Origin of the sequence: Lysinibacillus sp. PWR01, from assembly GCF_043359455.1 — a bacterium.
Taxonomy (GTDB): domain Bacteria; phylum Bacillota; class Bacilli; order Bacillales_A; family Planococcaceae; genus Lysinibacillus; species Lysinibacillus fusiformis_F.
In genome coordinates this window covers 1-19089 of sequence record NZ_JBHERJ010000023.1, presented here as the reverse complement: position 1 = coordinate 19089, position 19089 = coordinate 1, and the positions used below count along the sequence as shown (strand labels likewise).

General features: G+C 37.4%; 16 protein-coding genes, 1 other RNA gene and 1 pseudogene. 2 read left to right on the top strand and 16 right to left on the bottom strand.

Features of this window, described 5'->3' with window-relative positions; translation table 11 throughout:
* The 16 genes and pseudogenes from ACEVFT_RS03290 to ACEVFT_RS03215 form a co-directional block, all read right to left on the bottom strand.
* Positions 1-705: ethanolamine ammonia-lyase reactivating factor EutA (locus tag ACEVFT_RS03290; RefSeq protein ID WP_393948117.1), on the bottom strand; the 705-nt coding region annotated here is incomplete at its 3' end.
* A 17-nt stretch (positions 706-722) separates the two neighbouring features.
* On the bottom strand, positions 723-1223 hold the full coding sequence (locus ACEVFT_RS03285) for a EutP/PduV family microcompartment system protein (RefSeq protein ID WP_393948115.1): 501 nt from the start codon (positions 1221-1223) through the stop codon (positions 723-725).
* Positions 1224-1233: 10 nt separating this feature from the next.
* Positions 1234-1575 carry an ethanolamine utilization microcompartment protein EutS gene (eutS, locus tag ACEVFT_RS03280; RefSeq protein WP_155592892.1) on the bottom strand — a complete coding sequence of 114 codons (342 nt, stop codon included), beginning with the start codon at positions 1573-1575 and terminating at the stop codon, positions 1234-1236.
* Between the two features lie 25 nt (positions 1576-1600).
* Positions 1601-2845, bottom strand: coding sequence for an ethanolamine utilization protein EutH (eutH, locus tag ACEVFT_RS03275; protein WP_205442508.1), 1245 nt, complete (start codon positions 2843-2845; stop codon positions 1601-1603).
* An 83-nt stretch (positions 2846-2928) separates the two neighbouring features.
* On the bottom strand, positions 2929-3507 hold the full coding sequence (locus ACEVFT_RS03270; RefSeq protein WP_004269312.1) for an ANTAR domain-containing response regulator: 579 nt from the start codon (positions 3505-3507) through the stop codon (positions 2929-2931).
* Complete coding sequence (locus ACEVFT_RS03265; protein ID WP_393948114.1) at positions 3500-4906, bottom strand: sensor histidine kinase; 1407 nt, start codon at positions 4904-4906, stop codon at positions 3500-3502. The genes ACEVFT_RS03270 and ACEVFT_RS03265 overlap by 8 nt, the downstream gene beginning before the upstream one ends.
* Before the next feature lie 280 nt (positions 4907-5186).
* On the bottom strand, positions 5187-7094 hold the full coding sequence (locus tag ACEVFT_RS03260; RefSeq protein ID WP_205442506.1) for an ATP-dependent DNA helicase: 1908 nt from the start codon (positions 7092-7094) through the stop codon (positions 5187-5189).
* Positions 7095-7179: 85 nt separating this feature from the next.
* Positions 7180-8316, bottom strand: coding sequence for a THUMP domain-containing class I SAM-dependent RNA methyltransferase (locus ACEVFT_RS03255; protein ID WP_342443113.1), 1137 nt, complete (start codon positions 8314-8316; stop codon positions 7180-7182).
* 3 nt (positions 8317-8319) lie between these two features.
* Positions 8320-10065, bottom strand: coding sequence for a GGDEF domain-containing phosphodiesterase (locus tag ACEVFT_RS03250; RefSeq protein WP_205442504.1), 1746 nt, complete (start codon positions 10063-10065; stop codon positions 8320-8322).
* 475 nt (positions 10066-10540) lie between these two features.
* Positions 10541-10921, bottom strand: an RNA gene (gene rnpB, locus ACEVFT_RS03245) — RNase P RNA component class B.
* Between the two features lie 60 nt (positions 10922-10981).
* Entirely contained in the window at positions 10982-11278 is a 297-nt protein-coding gene (gpsB, locus tag ACEVFT_RS03240; RefSeq protein WP_205442503.1) for a cell division regulator GpsB, read from the bottom strand.
* Between the two features lie 121 nt (positions 11279-11399).
* The gene (locus ACEVFT_RS03235; protein ID WP_393948112.1) at positions 11400-12650 is read right to left on the bottom strand and encodes a ribonuclease H-like domain-containing protein; all 1251 of its coding nucleotides are present in this window, start codon (positions 12648-12650) and stop codon (positions 11400-11402) included.
* A 189-nt stretch (positions 12651-12839) separates the two neighbouring features.
* Complete coding sequence (locus tag ACEVFT_RS03230; protein ID WP_393948111.1) at positions 12840-13898, bottom strand: serine hydrolase domain-containing protein; 1059 nt, start codon at positions 13896-13898, stop codon at positions 12840-12842.
* Positions 13899-13927: 29 nt separating this feature from the next.
* Positions 13928-14893: an ABC transporter substrate-binding protein gene (locus ACEVFT_RS03225; RefSeq protein ID WP_393948110.1), complete on the bottom strand. Its 966-nt coding sequence runs from the start codon at positions 14891-14893 to the stop codon at positions 13928-13930.
* Positions 14894-14991: 98 nt separating this feature from the next.
* Positions 14992-16578 (bottom strand): helix-turn-helix domain-containing protein, encoded by a 1587-nt coding sequence (locus ACEVFT_RS03220; RefSeq protein ID WP_393948108.1) that lies wholly within the window; start codon positions 16576-16578, stop codon positions 14992-14994.
* A gap of 120 nt (positions 16579-16698) precedes the next feature.
* Positions 16699-17154: pseudogene (locus tag ACEVFT_RS03215) on the bottom strand (Zn-binding domain-containing protein); the annotation flags it as partial.
* Between the two features lie 261 nt (positions 17155-17415).
* Here ACEVFT_RS03215 and ACEVFT_RS03210 point away from each other — a divergent pair.
* Both ACEVFT_RS03210 and ACEVFT_RS03205 read left to right on the top strand, forming a co-directional pair.
* A complete protein-coding gene (locus ACEVFT_RS03210) occupies positions 17416-17931 on the top strand; it encodes a hypothetical protein (protein ID WP_393948106.1) in 516 nt (171 codons plus the stop codon).
* A 531-nt stretch (positions 17932-18462) separates the two neighbouring features.
* Complete coding sequence (locus tag ACEVFT_RS03205) at positions 18463-19065, top strand: hypothetical protein (protein ID WP_342443107.1); 603 nt, start codon at positions 18463-18465, stop codon at positions 19063-19065.
* Positions 19066-19089 lie beyond the last annotated feature (24 nt).

The following is a 19089-nucleotide window of genomic DNA, read 5'->3' as shown; positions in this document are numbered from 1 at the left end:
TTGTCCATGAAGAATCATGGCAAGTGTTTGCACCATTTCTTCAATACAAAGTGTTACTCGATCATCTTCGGCCGCATCACCGACAGCTAACGGATTAGCCCATCGTTCCATCAATCGCATGAGTGGCGGAGAAATTGATTGAATCTTGCCATCCTTAAATTCAATCAATCTACCACCAACATGTAAGGTACATGTACCAATGACCTCTCCAAATTGCATAACAGCAATATTCGCTGTCCCTCCACCAATATCAATATTGGCGATGACTTTGGATGAATTCTTTGATTGCTGTAAAGTACCTGCTCCTTTGGCAGCAATAATGCCCTCTAAATCAGGACCTGCGGTAGCAACTAAAAAATGACCTGCGCCATCTGCAATGGTATGGACAACTTCAATTGCATTTTCCTTCGTGGCTGATTCACCTGTAATGATAATGGCCCCTGTTGCAATATCAGATGGAGCAATTTGTGCCAATTGATACTGTTGGGAAATAAATTCCTCAATCTTTTTCATATCGATGATGTCTTTATTAATAAAAGGTGTTTTGATAATTGGACTTTGATGCAACACCGTTTTCTCAATAATTTCAATCCTTGGCACATGGGTTATGCCAGCCACATTCTTTAACAGAAAACTACTGACTACCATTTTTGTGGTACTTGTCCCAATATCAATGCCTGCACTAAATATTTTTTCAGTTTTCACCCTACACCTCCCTCTCGCTACTGTGAGCAATACATGAGATACGGACTATCGTGATCCTTGACAAATTGACGAATTTCTTCATGTGTCTTGAGTTGAATCAATGGTTCAATCAATTCAATGCCAAGCTTCTTCCATGAAGAGGTTTTCACGATAGGGCCCTGCGTCATAACATTTTTTAATAAGGCGATAGCCCTTTCAACATCGGCATCAGGGGCATCAATCTTGGTAATCACACCTATTTGTATTTTGGGAATCCCTAAGCTGAATTGCGGAGGGAATACACTCCTTGCTGATGTGGCATCCTGCAAGTAAATCACATGGGTTACTTCCAGCGATGTTGCCATAATATTTCTGTAATACATTGGATTTTCAACATATTCACCTGGTGTATCAACAATCCAGTCATCATAAACGAGTGCTTGTGTTTTGTTGGGACTGCTTTCTTTGCCCAACAATGTATTCATCAATGTTGACTTTCCTGCTTGCACACCGCCTATTATCATTACTCGATTTTTCATATGACACATCCTATGATTTCGTTATTTTTGAAGGTGTATAGCCTAATACCTCGGATAAAAAACGATTGATTTCTAACATCGCCATTTCTACCTCTGACACACTACCTACAATAACGAGACTACCTGTAAAACGATCTAAAAATCCTAGTTTGACATTGGCTGCCTTTGTCGCTAAATCTCCTGCGATAATTACCGTTTCACTTGGCGTACAAGTCATAATGCCAAGGGCACCCGCATCTTGGATACCCAGCTTTTGAAACATTTCTGGATCAGGATTGGCAATAAGGTGACTCAATGTTAGCTGTTTACCCGGCACAAACTCCTGAATAAATCGTTTTTTCTCTTCACTCACACGTCATCACCTCACTTTTTCTTCGTTATGATTTTTGATCTGTTAAATATTCGCCTTCTTTAATAATGCCTGCCTTGCGATCCTCAATTTCTAGCCTTAATGCAGTTGGCACTGAAAGCTTATAGGCTAAAATAATTGCAATAACACCCGCTAAAAACTTCCCTGCGATAACAGGTAAAATAATGGTTGGCTGGAAGTTAGCTGTGAATGATAAGTGATCACCTAATAAGAAGGCAGAACATACACCAAATGCAATGTTAATCACTTTATCTTTTGGTGGCATATGGCGAATCAGTGTAAACATCGCTAAAATATTCGCAATCGTTGCTAGAATCCCAGCACTTCCTACAGAGGATAAGCCTAATTTTTTCCCAGCCGCTTCAAGTGGCTTGGAAGCATACTTTCGAATTAAATACACCATTGGGAAGGCACCCGCTAGCATAATCCCGATATAACCAGCTGTTTCTAATGCTCGGAACTGGTCGATTTCATCAGCCATGATTGGATCGAAGCCCCACGCGCCAAAAATCTTTGTAAAAATACCTGTAAAAATCTCCACAATAGAGAACACTAACACCAATTTAATTCCCGCATCCATGACACGACCGAATACCATGAAGCCAGTAATCATGCCGTTTGGAATAAGCTTTAAGCCTAGTGCGATTAAGATAACGAAAATGAATAACGGTAGTAAGTTAATTAATATTTGTAAAACAGAAATGGCAAATACATATGTAGGAGCCTCTGTTGTACTAATGACTTCACGTACTTCTGTGTTGAATAGCACAATCATGATTGAAGAAATAAATGCACCAATCGGAATTGTTAATACGCCAGCCATAATACCTAGTGCCATATATTTATGATCACGCTTATCCAACATCGCAAGGCCCATTGGAATCGAGAATACAATGGTAGCACCTGACATAAAACCAACAACAAGAGCCATTACCCATCCCTCATAAGACTCCTTTAACGCATTGGCTAATTGGTAACCACCCATGTCCGAAGCTAAAATTGTTGTCGCTGCAATCGCAGGATCTGCACCAATTAACTCAAAAATCGGACTAATAAAATGACTAATAAACCATGTTAAGTAAGGTATAGCTGCCATGATCCCTGCTGCTGGGACAAAAATATGACCAACCGTATGGATCCCATTCATAAATTCTTTCCCAATTCCATACTCAGCATCTCGGATAGCTCCGATTGCCCCTAAAATAGCACAAATCATAATAATATAAACGATAACCGTTCCTATCATTGCCATCTTACTCATCACCCCTTTTTTATTTATAAATTTATATAAAAAAAGGCACTTTAAAGAAGAAATCTCTTTAAAGCGCCTTTGCTTCAACTATTGACTTGTAAGTTGTTAATAATTTGCTGTGCAATGTGCACCATTTCCTGTTGTGTTTGCATACTTTCATTGCGGATCTTACGGTAAGCCTCGTCCTCGCTTATATTTTCAGCCTGCATAAGCAAGCCCTTTGCTCGTTCAATGACTTTCCGCTTATCTAATTGTGTTTGCTTATGTAAGATCTCCCCATTGAGACGGTTGAATTTATCAATTTGATGAAAAGCAACCTCTAGCACAGGCAACACATTTTTTTCAGAAAACGGTTTCATTACATATCCTAATATATTATCCTGCTTCATGTATAGCAACAATTCTTTTTCACTATAGGCCGAGATGAAAAGAACGGGTATACCAAGCTGTTGTTCAATAATTTTACTTGCCTTTAAACCGTCAAGTTTAGGCATTTTAATGTCCATTAAGATTAACTGTGGTTTATGTAAAAAGGCTAATTCAATGGCAGTTTCACCATTGTTCGCTTGGGCTACAACTTCGTAGCCGTTATCTTCTAACATAAACTTCAAATCAATCGCAATCAGTGATTCATCTTCAACAATCATAACTTTCCTAGTCATTTACGATAAATACCTCCTCACTTACAGGGAACTGAATTTGAGTATGTGTACCTTCATTACTAGGGATAATGGAAAATGAGCCAGCTAAATCATATTCTACAAGCCTTGTGATAATCTCCATACCAAAAGATGCCTTCACCTCTTGCATTCCAACGCCGTTGTCAGAAATATGAAGCGAAATTGTAGAATCTTCCTGAATGAATTGAATATCGATGATTCCTTCATCACGTCCGATAAACGCATACTTTAATGCATTTTGCAGTAGCTCACAAATAATGAGTGCTAAAGAGACTGCCTTTTTCGAATGGCAGAATAGCTGCAAATTTTCATGATGAAAGGCTAGTTGAATAGTTGCTGTATTAGACGTACCAATCATTTTATGACCAATTTTTTTAGCTAATGCGATAACGTCTACTCTTTCTTCAGCGTTATCTTCATTTTCTAAAATCAGCTCATAAACCGATGAAATACTATAGATTCGATTTAATGCCTCTTGAAAAGCACTTGCATTCGATGCAGACAGATCATTTCGCATTTGCAAACGTAATAGGCTTGTCACTGTCTGAAGATTATTTTTCACGCGGTGGTGAATTTCTCGTATCGCAAATGTTTTCATCATTAGCTCATTTTCTTTCAGCTTAAGCTCTGTTAGATCATGAATAATGAGTAGTGTGACCTTCTCGTTATAACTGCGAATTGGAATTTTCTTTACAATAAAGGATTTACGATCAATCGTAATTTCTAGGAAAAAGACATCGTCGCCTTTATCATAGACTTCCTGTAAAAAAGGTAAGATTTTATCCAATGCTACATTGTCAAAGTTTTCTAATCCAGATAGCTCCGAAATAAAATGATAGCCAGCAGGATTACTGTAAATTACTTTATTTTCGTGATTTGTGAGAATAATCGACTCTACGAGTAAATCTGAAACAACTGGAATCGGTTGAGAATTAGGTTCAACAATATGTTCAATTAAAGCAAAAGGCATATTTTGAAAATCATCCTTCGGTGTCGTTTGCATCTTCACCATTTTTTCCTGAATTAACACGGCAATTACTTGCTGTTGCTCATTAAAAATCGGAAGCACATTTTGCTCTACCGTAATGCCTTCCTGCGTAATCGCTCTGGTAATGGATGATTTTTCTTTATGTTTAAACGCAGCAAATACAGCTGGTTCAAAACTTTCAAATACGAATTTTCCGATAACTGATTTTTCGTATAAACCAATCTCTTTCTTCGGGAATGCCTCTGCCACAACAATCGCATGCGGTAAATTCTCCAACAGGCAATCTATGAACATATAACAATCAGTCAACTCAGCATAATACGTTAGCGTAGCCTCTATTTCTATTAACTTGTCAATATCCGTTGCCGATAGATTTGTATATTTTCTACACAATGATTGAATGTTCGACAGGTTTAAGCCCCCTATCAAGGAATAGTCAGCAAGCAATTTGACTATTCTTAAAAATTCTTGTCATTATTATAAACCTTTTGTGAAATTATTTTCAATACAAAAAATATATTCTTCCACAAGATTTCGTTGCATTACAAAGAACTATATAGCTTAAAAGAGAAATATTCAACAGTTTTTTAAAAACCAATAATTTAACTACACACATAATGTTATTTCAAAATAATAAAAAGCGAGCTTGCATTTTGAGCAAACTCGCTTTTTTCTACTTTATTTCTGGTACAACCGCTAATATATTTTCAAAGGCTGCACGCTGTTTTTGCTCATCTTCATTTAACAAAATGTGAATATCACCATGGTCATTTGATGTACGAATTAAGCGTCCCATCCCTTGCTGCAAGCGCAATTGCATGAAAGGTAATTCCACTTCCTCAAATGGGTTTTCGGCAAATGTACGTTTTGCATCAAATAATGGGTCCTGTGGAGGAAACGGTAAATCATAAATAATCACACGTGTTAATGCTTCCTCAGGTAAATCTAGCCCTTCCCATAAATGATATGAGCATAATGTTTTAACTGTTCCTTGCTGGAAATCTCGAACAATGGCTGATAGCTCTCGATCTCCTTCGAATGCTACATACATACGTTCCATTAGCGGTAATTCTGCCTTGAAGTTTAGCATGGCTTGCTTCGACTTAAATAAAATCAATGTTTGTTCGCCATCACGTAGCAATTGCTGAACACGCGCTGTTTTGTCACGTTGCGTAAGCTCATGTAAATAGATTTTCATGACCTCTTCATAATCGAATGGGGATGGCACAGAAAATGATTGGTAATCTCGAATTCCTAAACTATAGGCAATATAAGAAAAGTCTTTATTGACCGATAGCGTGGCAGAAGAAAAGACGATTGGAAGCTTTTTAGAGAATAACTTTTCTGCTAAAACTTCTGTGATTAAACGAGGCATAATGACGAGTGTTTCTTCACCATCTGTCTCCTCTAACCAATCCACTGCATCTCCCTGTGCGATAAAAATACGTAAAGAAGCCTCATATTGTTCTAAATATTCTTCTGCCATATTTAACTCATATTCAGGGATCATGTACATTTCTGATTCAAAGACGAATTCTTCCATCAATGTTTCTACATCATTTATTAACTGCTTTCCATAAGCCAGCAGTGTTTTTGATTTGTTTATACGTTTACGATCTTCATTGGAAGCAACGATATCATCACGAAGTTGATCAAAAAATAGCTCATGATCATCCTGTAATTTCTCCATCGCATACAGTGTACGTTCACGTACGCCATCTACCATCAAGCGCTCCAATAATTGCACAATGGTCGTCGCCTGCACTTTATACGTCATCGCTTTTTGTGCAGCATACTCCAGTAAATGTCCTTCATCCAGCACCATCATTGATACTTCTGGCAGTAAAGCAAGCTGACCTTCACGCTCACGAGATTCCTTTGTAGCCAAATGCTCCATTAAAAAATCTTGCGAACAAATAACAAGATCCGTTGATTTTCGGTAATGAGAACGGTGCAATGTTTGCCCACAGCGATTACGAAGATCACAAACCGAGCATTGCATAATCGAATTGTAATTAACCTTTTGCCAATCCTCATCACTGACAGTCGGATAATCACTGCGTTCCCCATATGGATGAACAGCAATCATCGAACCTTGAGCATAAACACCATCAGGGATAGAAAAGGCAATATCGTCAATCCATTCATCCGACTCCACTTTCTCCGCTTCCTCAAAGCGTTTTAAGCACAAATATTGATCTCTCGATTTTGCTAGACGAACATCAATATCAAGTCCTAATGTTTTTTGAAGTTTATAAATATCGCCCCCCTCTTTTACAAGTTGGTCGATTAATGTTTCATCTGCACAAGCAATCAATGCTGGTTTCCCTGTGTAGCGCGCATAAGAGATAGCTGGAAGCAAATAAGCGATCGTTTTGCCAGTTCCTACTCCTGCCTCTGCGAAGAGAACATTTTTTTCTTTTAGTGCTTGTTCTATTTGATACGCCATAAAAATTTGCTCATCACGGCATTCAAAGCCCTTTTCAGGTAATTCATCATAAAGGACATCGCCCATCCAGTCACCTAATGATTCAAAAAATGAACGGTCCTTTGATAATGCAAATGGTAAAGATTTACGCAATTGATGTTCCCCCTCTAACGATCTGGTGCTATTATACGCGACGAAACGGAAGATAAGAAAAAATCTTATCTTCCGTTACTATTCGTTAATCTCTTTTAGACTTTTGACCCCAGAACTGATAATAATTTGTTTCAATAAAACCATTAAATAATTTACGTTTTTTCGTCGCTTGGCGTCCATATAATTCTTCAAAATTTTTCATGGAGGATAGCATATATACAGACCAAGTTGGATAGTTTTTCATAACCTTTCCGACGTCGCGGATCACCTGTTCCACGACTTCAACATCACCAATACGTTCTCCGTACGGTGGATTCCCAATCATGACACCATCCATTAACTGTGTTGTAAAATCACGTGCTTGCATTTGCTTAAACGTAATTAACTCTCCAAAGCCTGCTTCCACTGCGTTTTCTTGCGCAATGCTGATCATGCGGTGATCGATATCGGAACCGATAATTTCTAACGGCTGATCATAGTTCGCTAAACTTTCCGCCTCATCACGAACCGTATCCCAGATTGCAGCTTTCATCCATGGCCATTCCTCAGAAATGAATTCACGGTTATAGCCTGGTGCTATGTTTTGTCCAAACATCGCCGCTTCCAATGCAATGGTACCAGAGCCACAGAATGGGTCAACAAATGGACGATTTGGATTCCATTTTGAAATTTGTACAAGTGCAGCTGCTAATGTTTCTTTTAAGGGTGCCTCACCTTGTACCTGACGATAGCCACGTTTATGTAAGCCAGCACCAGATGTATCAATCGTTAGTGTCGCCACATCTTTTAAAATTGAAACCTCTATTTTGTAAGTTGCTCCAGATTCATCTAAAAAGCCAAGTCGCTTGTAATGCTGTTTCATTCGCTCAACGATTGCTTTTTTAGTAATGGCTTGGCAATCTGGTACACTAAATAATTTCGATTTTACGGACTTTCCTGAAACAGGAAAAGCAGCATCCACTGGTAGGTATTTTTCCCAAGGGAGTGCCTTCACACTTTCAAATAATTGTTCAAATGATTTTGCAGGGAATTGTCCAACGACAATCTTTACACGATCCGCTACACGTAGCCATAAATTGGTACGTGCAATAGCCGTTTCATCGCCTTCAAAATATACTTTGCCATTGTCAACGGTTGTTTCATAGCCAAGTGCTTTTACTTCTTGTGCCACAATAGCTTCTAAGCCCATTGCTGACGTAGCTACTAATTGATAGTTTGCCATAGATTATTTCCTTCCTTGATGCTCAATTTCCCAATACTCCATAAACTCCATCAGTTCGTTTAACGGGAGTGGTTTGCTGTAATAATAGCCTTGGATAATATCACAGTTCATTTTACGTAGTATATCCACTTGTTGTGCTTGTTCTACACCTTCAGCAACAACTTTCATTTTTAGGCGATGGGACATTTGAATAATCGCATCTACAACTGCCTGTTTTTCATCGAGTGATCCAATATGCTGAATAAAGCTTCGATCAATTTTTAAACAATCTAATGGGAAGCGAACTAAATAGCTTAAGGACGAATAGCCTGTCCCAAAATCATCGATTGAGATTTTAAAGCCTAATTGTTTCAAACGAACCAATTTACTGACAGTTTCGTTGGCACTGTTCATCACCGTTCGCTCCGTCACTTCTATTTCAAAATTGTTGGCTGGCATATTATAGCGCTCTAATATGGTTTGGATTGACTCCAAAAAATTCTGCTGTTTAAAGTGAATGCTCGAAATATTAATGGCGACAGGTGTTTTCCAACCATGTTGTTGCATTTGGATCACTGCCTCACATGCTTTTTCGATAATGAGCTCACTTAATGGAATGATTAGACCTGTATCCTCCGCATAAGTGATAAACTCCGCAGGCGACACAAAGCCTAGCCTCTCGCTATTCCAGCGGACTAGTGCTTCTAAACCTTGAATTTGCTCATTTTCCATAGAAACCTTTGGCTGAAAATACAGCTCAAATTCACGGTTTTCTATTGCTCTTCTTAACTCAGAATCTAGCAATAGTACTCGTTGTGCATCTGTTTGCAGTTCATCAAAATAAAAGGAATAGCCGTTCAATTCATTCTTTTTTGAATAAGTCATTGCTCTATCTGCACAATTGATTAGTTCTTCTGTGTTTTTACTATCCACTGGAAAAACGCTAATACCAATACTTGTAGAAATAAAAACTTCCTGATCATTAATCATCATCGGTTGTTCGATACTACTAATAATTTGTTCAGCGAATTTTGCAGCTTCTTTGACATTTTTCACATTGGTTAATGTAATGACGAATTCATCTCCGCCATATCTTGCAATAATGTCTTTATTTTTCAGTAATTTTTTTAGACGATTTGCTACTTCTATTAAAATTGAATCTCCAACAGCATGGCCTAATGTATCATTAATTTGCTTAAATCGATCCAAATCTAAGAAATAGATCGCATGCTGCACTGAATGAGAAATAGCAGAAGTCGATTCTAAGAGATTATCCATTCTTTCAATATAGGCAAAACGATTGGATACATCTGTTAATGAATCCGTGAGCAAACGCTTTTCTAATTCATTTTCTACTATTTTTCTTTCAGACAAATCTGTGAAAATACCACAGTAATTTGTAACCTCACCCTCATCGTTGGTTACACAAACAATTGTTAACCATTCAGGATATACGTCTCCAGTTTTACGACGATTCCATATCTCACCTTGCCAAATGCCTTCTTGTCGTATCTGCTCCCACATCTCTAAATAGAACGGCAATTCATGTACACCAGATTGTAAAACGGCTGGCGTTTTGCCAACCACATCATCACATGTATAGCCTGTCACAAATTCAAAGGCAGGATTAACCATTACTATTTTTTTGTATTCATCAGTAATCATGATACCTTCAGATACATTTTCGAAGATTTTAAGTATTAAGGTAGTCGGATATTTAGCTATTAATTTCAGTTTATCCGTACTTTCCCAATTGTTTACTCCGTTCATGTTTCCGCTCCATCCTATCTCTCTATACTCCCCCTCAGAAGGGCATTTACGTCAGGCCAATCGTTATGTAATCTATTACGCTCGGCGTAATTGTCGCTGACGCTTCGCTTTCGCGCAGATAAACAATGCGTCCAGATTTTTTGAACTTGCTCAAAAAGCGTCTCACGTAAATCTGTGACAATCGCCAGAGGCATTCTCTTGATGAACAGGGTACAATCATCTCTCCAGTTCGAATGATGGTCGCCTTTTGTACCAGGCATTTTGCTTACAGTACAAAACAATCAAGATCAATACATCACATTAATGCGATAACCGTTTTCAGATGTTGTGACTTAGAAGCGGTAGCGATACTTCTCAAACGTATAGCGCATACCAAGACTTGATTAACAAGGTTACTTTTTCCTCATGAACTCAAAATAAAAGCTCTCCACCGAATTGGAGAGCGCTTGTTATTTCGTAGATAAGCATCAAAAAATTCCATAAGCCATGTTTTGTTCCTGAGTACTCAAACAGCTTGCGCCTCGTACGATCAGGTGGTAATCATCTATCTACAGAGCAAACTCTGTCCCTCTATCCGTTTAATTCCTTCTAGAGAGTGCCCCTACCATAATTTGGGTTTCTCACTCGTGGGGTTTACCTCGTTCCACCTTGCAAGTTTCCAAGCAAGCTTCGTCACTGTGGCACTTTCAGGAAGTGTCAACCATATCCAAAGGACTTAGGTTTTCCTTCCGCCGTCAGCCTTATCAGCTGCCTTACCTTATTTTTTCAGTAAGCACGAACACTACGACCATCTCAGAACCGTGTGAGCATGGACTTTCCTCTACGACGTCTAGCGCCGCAGCGATTACCAGAATTTCATGATGATACGAAAGATTATACTAGAGTTTTATGTTAAATACAATATAATTGACTAAAATTATTCGTATAACTTGCTACCAAATACATGTTTCTCTAAATTAGAAAGACGTTTTAAAATATCAAAATTCGTTGTACCAGCTGCCGCTGAAGCAACCGGCTGTCTCTTAGGTGTACTTTCAATTTCTTCTTTTAATTGTCTATTTTCTTCACGTAGTTGGGCCACCATTTTTTCAAACGTTTCATAGTCTTGAATAATTTCATCAAGAAAAGAATCTACTTCTTCTACATTGTAGCCTTTAAAGTTCTTTTTAAATTCCTTTTCAAGGATCATTTTTGACGTTAATTTAATGTCCATTCACATCGCCCTTCCTCACACTACATACACGAATACATTATAGCATACTTCATCACATTATATCGTCTGTAAACACTAATTGTAAGGCTAAACTTGTCGTTTCACGCGCTTTCCCAGGAAATTATTTCTTATTTCCTAGTCTGTGCAATCTCTTTTCCCAAGAAATTTCCCATTTTTGTTTTTGTTCTACTCTCCATTGCTCATGATTTTGAATGAGACGTATGCCTTCTTGCGTATAATAAAGGGCCTGCTCATAATCTTTCATTTGGTGCTCATAAAGTATGGCTAGCTGCTCAAGGGCATGTAACTTTGTTCTTGCTTCAACAAAATGGAGAGACGCCACAAATGAGTCAATGGCCTCACTATAACGTTTACTCTTTTTGTGCTGTAGTGCTAAATAGTATTGAGCATGGCCCGCTTCTAGTGCATCAAATTTCGCTGTCACCTTTTCTAAAACTCTCACGCTTTGAGTGCTTTGTTTTAAATCACCATACCATTTCCCAATATTCGTAAAAGTTTTTGCTGATTCTTCCTGGTCCTGTTCAAACAATAAATGCGTAGAATGACTATAAAGTGTGATGAGTGACAGTAAATCCCACTCATTATGATGTAAAACCTTCATAAGAGCATCTGGTATGCCACTTTTCACGGCATCTAAATAAATAATAGGCGCGAGATGACCTGGAATATCCCCTATACGAGAAAAACCAAGCTTTTCTTCCTCGACAGATTTTAATTTTAAGCGCTCCATATCATTTTTCCATAAACGCTTGGAACTATGCAACAAATCGATCTGTCGCTGAGATCGTAATTTAGGTAACGTCTTTTGATGTAGTGTCCATCGTGTTTCAAGCTGTGGCCAATCAAAGCTTTTCCCATTATAGGTAATTACAGTAGCTGACTTTTGCCAAAGCTTGGATTCAAATAAGAAGGCTGCTTCATGTGCAGGATCAGCCATAATATATTGTGTTAGGATGAAGGATTCCTCAGCTACCTCTAAAAATCCAAGCAAAAAAATATGGGTCCCGACACCCTTTAAGCCTGTCGTTTCCGTGTCAAAAAATAATACAGACTCTTCCATATCGAGTGCATAAGGGTGGTCAAACTCAGCGCCTTGCCATTTTTTCAGGGCTTCAAAGAATGATTGCAGTTGATAATGTCCATGCTGATAACTAAACGGATAGCTTACTTGACGCTTAAATACGATGCCAAAATCATTTTCAACAACCGTTAGTCCCGCCTGTTTCCATTGCTCTGTATAGCTAGGACAAGTAGGTTTTTGGAATGCTGGTGTTTCAACCTTTTGTTTAGCAGTCATTGTTTTTTTTCCAAGCATTTTTTTCATTTGTAATATTTTATTTTCGTAAGACATGAATTTCACTCATTTTCTACTATAGTATAAGACCTCTCTCTTGCAAGAGTAACATGATTGTTAACCCCATTCAAAGTCATTACGTCTAGTTTTTTCACGCCAAGGAGCAGAAGCTAACCATGCTATCCGCAAAATCGAGATAAAAAACTCAATGGGAAAAATCCCACTGAGTTTCTACCTGTATCACTTTCAATTAAATACATATTCTTCAATTTGCTGTAACCAATCTGACGCGCTTTCCTGCTGGTTATCTTCTGTATAGCATTCTACATTATTGAGGATAATAATGGTAAAATCAGTCTCTACATAACGGCATAGCATCGTAGAGTAACCTGGCCAACCACCACTATGAAATACTTTTTTTCCTGTTTTTGGTGATTGATCAATGAACCAACCAAAGCCACATGGTGTTTTTTGGCCATCCTTTGTTACAGTTGCAGACATAGCCAATTCTAGTGATGAAGCACAAAGCAAATGACCATTTTTAAGCGCTCTATCAAACGAAAGTAAGTCCATTATCGTTGAATGAATCATTCCATCCCCTTGGATTCCGTCTAAATAGTTCACAAATTCATAACTTGGAAGTTCGTCAGGCAAGGAAAACAACGCACGTTTCACATCATGGATATAGCCAAAAGCAAAATCCTCAACATATTCAGGCTGATATCTGCGATTCATGACCCTTGTTCGTTGCATGGCTGACGGTTTAAATATATGGTGTAACATGAACGTGGCATAGGACATACCTGATACTTCTTCAATGACCATCGCTAGGCAAACATAGCCTGTATTACTATATTGATATTTTTCACCAGGGTCAAAATTGAGCTGTGGTCTATGTTCGGCTAGTAACCGGAGTACATCTGTATTTGTTGCAATACAACGATGATCCCAGTGTCTTTCGAATAATTCCATATAATCTGGCAATCCCGATGTATGTGTTAGTGCATGTCGTAAAGTAATGGTTGCATAGGGAAATGAGGGAATCCATTTCTGGATAGTGTCATCATAATTAAGTTTCCCTTGCTCCTCAAGAATCATAATGCCAATGGCTGTCATTGGTTTCGTAACGGAAGCTAATTCAAATAAGGAATCTTCGGAAAGCTTCTTGCTATTATGGTAGTTTGCTAAACCAAATGTACCTATATAAAGAGGTATACCTTCCTTTGCTACTAAAATATTGCCTGAGAAAAGCCCTTGTTCAAATTTTTGCATAAATAATTGATCAAGTTTCTCTGATAATTTCACACAATCGCTCCTTATCACCTTTACGTATTTTAGTTACTTAATGCCTGCATGGTTGCTTCTAAAATACGGACTCGCCCATTTAATGTCCCTCCACCCATTACCAATGGATCTACGGCATTAATAAAAACTTGATTGCTTTTGACTGCCTTTAATCCTTTCCAAACTTGGTTTTGTTGAAGCTCCTCGAGTATACTTTCATCCATATCATTTTCATATAGGTCATACTGAATGAAAATATAATCTGGATTGGCTTGATATAGACCCTCCAAAGAAATAACGGTTTGCTGATCCACCTTGTTAATAGTTTCTGGCACAGGGAGATTCAATTCACCGTATAGTACATCATTGAGAAATACGTTTTTAGGGTAAATCATCATTTCGCCACCTCGAATACGTATTGCTACTACATCCTTGTCTTGAAATGAGTGGAGATATTGGATAGCGTTTTGCTTATCCTGATGGTATTTATCAATAAGTGTTTTTGCTTTTTCAGCCTTTCCAGTGACCTCAGCAAGCATTTCAAGATTCGCCTGCCAATCTGGGCCATAATGAGAAGTTGGAATCACTGGTGCGATTTTCTCTAACTGTTCTAAAACTTTTGGATCTTCCATATCTGTACTGATAATTAAATCTGGTGCAAGTTGCAAAACGTACTCCAAACTGTCTCCGCTAGTTGTTAGTAAAGGAATTGTATTCGCCGTAACGTCGCCAAAAAAACTTGGGAATGGCTCCTCATCACTACCAATTGCACTTGCTGCATAGGGTTCTATGCCCAAAATCACAGCATCCTCAATGGACTCAAAGGCATTTAAAAAGAGAATTTTCTCTGGTTTCACTGGAATCTTGTAGTGATTATTTAAATAAGTAATTGTTGTTTGTTCTTCACTATCCTTATTTTGTGTACCAGCTGATGTTGGTTCTTCCCTATCTTTCGTACATGCAGATAAAATGAAAATAAAAAATATAATGCTTAAAATGACTATAGTTCTTTTCATCAAGAACGCCTCCTTTTACACTTATCTCAAATGAGAATGAAAACTATTATCAATAATAAACAGGCGTTCTTTTGGCGTCCATGTAGAAAAGGCGGATTTTATAATGAACTATCTGCGGTTAACAATTGCATAACTTCTTTTACGATGAGTAAATGTGGCAACGGAGCATAATCGCGCCACGGAAAATGAGTAAGTGTATAAACAGTATCATTTCGCACGGATTTCAATTCAAGCCACAGCTCATCTGATTGAAGCTCGTTCCATTTCATCATTGATTCCTCGTCTTCATAAACAAGTACCATGATGAAATCGGGGTTCATTTCAGCTAATTCCCGAACCGTGATAGGGTCTTGCGTGTTAGCAATCATCACATTTAGTCCTAGATCCTCCAGCAAAACTTCTTGAATACTTCTATCCTGATACAGATAGCATTCATTCCCCCTGACTAACAAAAATAACATACTGCGCTCATGGGAAATGTACGCTAAGCTAGCAACAGCATCTTGTACTGTTTGTTCGTATTCTATCAACCATTTCCTTGCTTCCATTTCTGCATCTAGGATTTTTGCAATCTCGAGCAACTGTTCACGCCATGAGAGACTACTCCACGCAAGTCGATAAACATGGCCCCCCTTTTGTAATACTGTCAACTGCTCATCCGTCACATTATCTAAGCAAAATATATAATCATATTGCGAATTTTCTTGCAGAAGTACCGCAATATTTTCATTTAAAACGGCTGGTGTTCTGCCAACAGCTAGCTGAACAGGTACATGATTTCCAAAAGTCTTATAGTAATAATATCGCCATGTTGGATGGAGCGGTGCTGCAATCGGGATATAATGGAGTGGTGCAAGCAAGCCAAAAAAGGAGCTATCTAAAACAGCGATGTTTTTTCTACGACTTTTCATAAATAAAGATGGAGACATACCCATTTGTTGTTTGAATCGGCGACTGAAGTAAAACTCGTCTTTATACCCTACCTCACTCGCAATTTCTCGAAGGGTTTTACCTCCTTTTATTAAAAGCCATTTAGACGCTTCTATTCTTACATTCATTAGATACTGGATGGCACTAATACCAAACTGTTTACGAAATAGCTCCATATAATACTTTGCACTTATATTCATCATTTGGGCTAAATCTTTCACTTGAATAGCTTCTCGAAAATGATACTCCATATGTTGCTTTGTTTTTTCTAACATATGTTGCAAATCTCTATTAGGGGTCTTGCGATGCTGAATGATGGTATGTAACAGCAGGTAAAAATGGGCTTGACTTAATAAAATATCCTCTTCGATGGGACTCTCTGCCAACGAGAGGAGACTGTTACAAAGACGGATGATTTCGTCTGTTTGTTCAAGATTTATCGCTTCTCCTCTATCATTCTTCGTCTCCCATCGCTTTGCACTTTGAGAGAGGGCATTAAAGGTAACAAGGTAAACTGTAGTTAGCTTCTCTAAGTCCACCTTTAAGAGGCGAGCACTTTCAGCAGAGCAGAGGTAGACACCATTTTTGGGCAGTCTGTATTGGTGATCTCCAAGCGTTAAATGAGCAGTCCCCTTTGTGGTAAACAGTAAGCAATGGCTCTCAAGGCTTTGTTGATAATGCCGTTTTGCCTTGCTTGATAAAACTTTAATATCAAGAAAATGAAAAAGAAACTGCGTCATATGATCGAATAGCAAATCGACCTCCTCCTTCCCACAAACCTAGTAGATAACCCTCGTTTCAGTAACTAATAATACTATTTATAAAACATAAAAGGGCTTGAGGAACGAACTTGCTTATTCCCTAAGCCCTCTTATCTAATTTAACATCCGAAGAAGATCTACCACTCTTTTCTTCCCTTGCTCTAAACTATCTTGCGCCCCAATACAAGACGGACAACCTGATTCACAAGGGCAGCTCGATACATGTTGTAGCGTTTTGGTTAACAGTTCCTCCCATAGTGCAAATACTCTCTCACTTAAACCAATCCCACCAGGATACTTATCATAAACAAAGAACGTTGGTAATTCATTGTGTGATGCCTTTACTTGCGGCACAACTGCTACATCACTACTATCACACTGGATAAAAATTGGGATAAAGGCGTTCATCGCATAAGCAGCTCCTACCATAGCATCCGTTAATTCCGCCTCTGACCATTGAGACACCCTATTGAAGGATAGCCACGAAGCACTTGTATGCATTTCATCTGGTGGTAAATGGATAGGTCCTGAGCCAATATTGTCATGAGTGCCGAAGCGGATTTTAATAAATGTGTAATTAAACATAAGTTGATATATACAAGTCTCCAATATTAAAAACATTTCATATTATTACTAAATATACAGAAAAGCTATGGGTCACGTTTAAGTACAACCCTAGCTTTTTTGTATACCTCGTTATTTTGCAGTATGTGCATTATAGCTAATGATTAAAGAAAAAGCATATCATTTCACAAATTTATCTCATTTTTTATTATATACAAAGCATACAAAATTCCCTAAAATGGTAATAATTGAAGGGAGATGATTATTTTGGTTAATCTATTTACTATTCTTGCACTAATTTGTTTAGGCGGTTTTGTTCTATGGGGCATCAAGTTTTTATTAGCAATTGTAAAAAAACAAGACGATAAAATGTATTTAAAAAAGACACTCTACTCTTTGACTGTAGCTATTATTGCAATTGCAGGTGTTGGCATCACAGCACCCGATAGTGTTAATGAAAGTAAAAAAAATAAAAATACTACATTACCAGTGGCTAGTGTAAATGAATCAGAAAAGGAATACTACTTAACTCAAACAAAACCATATATTGATGGTTTATTAAAAAAGTTTGATGGTACTTGGTCCGAATTTTGGAAAAGTACAGCGAACAAATATTCCAATTCACAAATAGCAACAAAGCAAGCTATTGACCAATACACGTTATTAAAAGCAGCTTATCAATCTGTGCGAGAAAAAGACATGTCTCCCCCTGTTGATGGACTTTCTAAAGAACATCAACAAAACATAGTTGATTTTATAGCTAATGTAGAAAGGCTATTTTAAAACGTGAGAAAGCTACGGATCATGCTATTTCTGCTTTGCAAAAGGGCAATATAAGTAATATGGATAAAGCCTTAGAATTAATAAAAGAAAGCGATACATATATCTATGAAGCTTCTATCGCATTAGTTACTCTTGAAAATGTGTTAGATATAGATTCTAAAGAAAATTCAAATTAAGCCACTAATCTGTACTACATTCCAATTGTAAGATTTTTTGAGGTGCAGTTCAAAGGAGTGGTCTTTTTACTAATTATTAGGCTCTCGTTTGCCATCCCTATAACGCAAAATCAATACTTCATCTTATAAAATGTAATATTTTAATATTTTATATTTAAGGATATTATAAAAGCTAACAAATGGTTTAAAAAGAAATACAATTATATTTTTAGGTAATATATTTTCAATTAAATATACCTAAATTAAAAAGACTTAACCATATATTTATTATGAGTTATTAATAATTCCGCATATTAACATGAATATATTTACATTAAAGGTAAATATGTTAATATTTAAATAAAGGAGGTATTTTATGAAAAAATTTATAACATCAATTGCAGCTTCAACTCTTTTATTCACTTCTGTTTTACCTACAGCATTCGCTGCTGAAGAATCTAATGACACATTGGTTTCATTAGAATTTCAATCTGATTATTATTATTCATTCCAAGGCATTAACTTTACTGGGAATGTCGAATTGGACGAAGCTCAACTTCAAGATTTATATTCAAGTGTTCAAGAAAACTCTAATACTGATTTGATTAAACCTTTTGCTCATGATATTGGTTCAAACTCAACAACAGTTGTAGCGCCAGTATATAAAACATTTTCTAATAAAATAGAAAAATATCTTATAGATAGTTTTGTAGCATATATAGTTACTAAAATCCCTACAAAATATGCTAGTAACTTTATGTTTAACTTCTATTTCAATAAAATTACAGGTTGGGCTAGCGGAAAAGTTGTACCTACATATGTTGGATCATGGGTTACAAGAAGTTGGAGCGAGTATGACCAAACTTACATTTATTATCTTACAGCGGTACATTATACAGATAGTACATTTAAAACTGTAAAGGATGTTGGATATTTAGAGGTATTAAGAGATCCTGACCCAAATAGAGCTACTTGGTAGTTAAATTTATAAAGACCCTAGTCT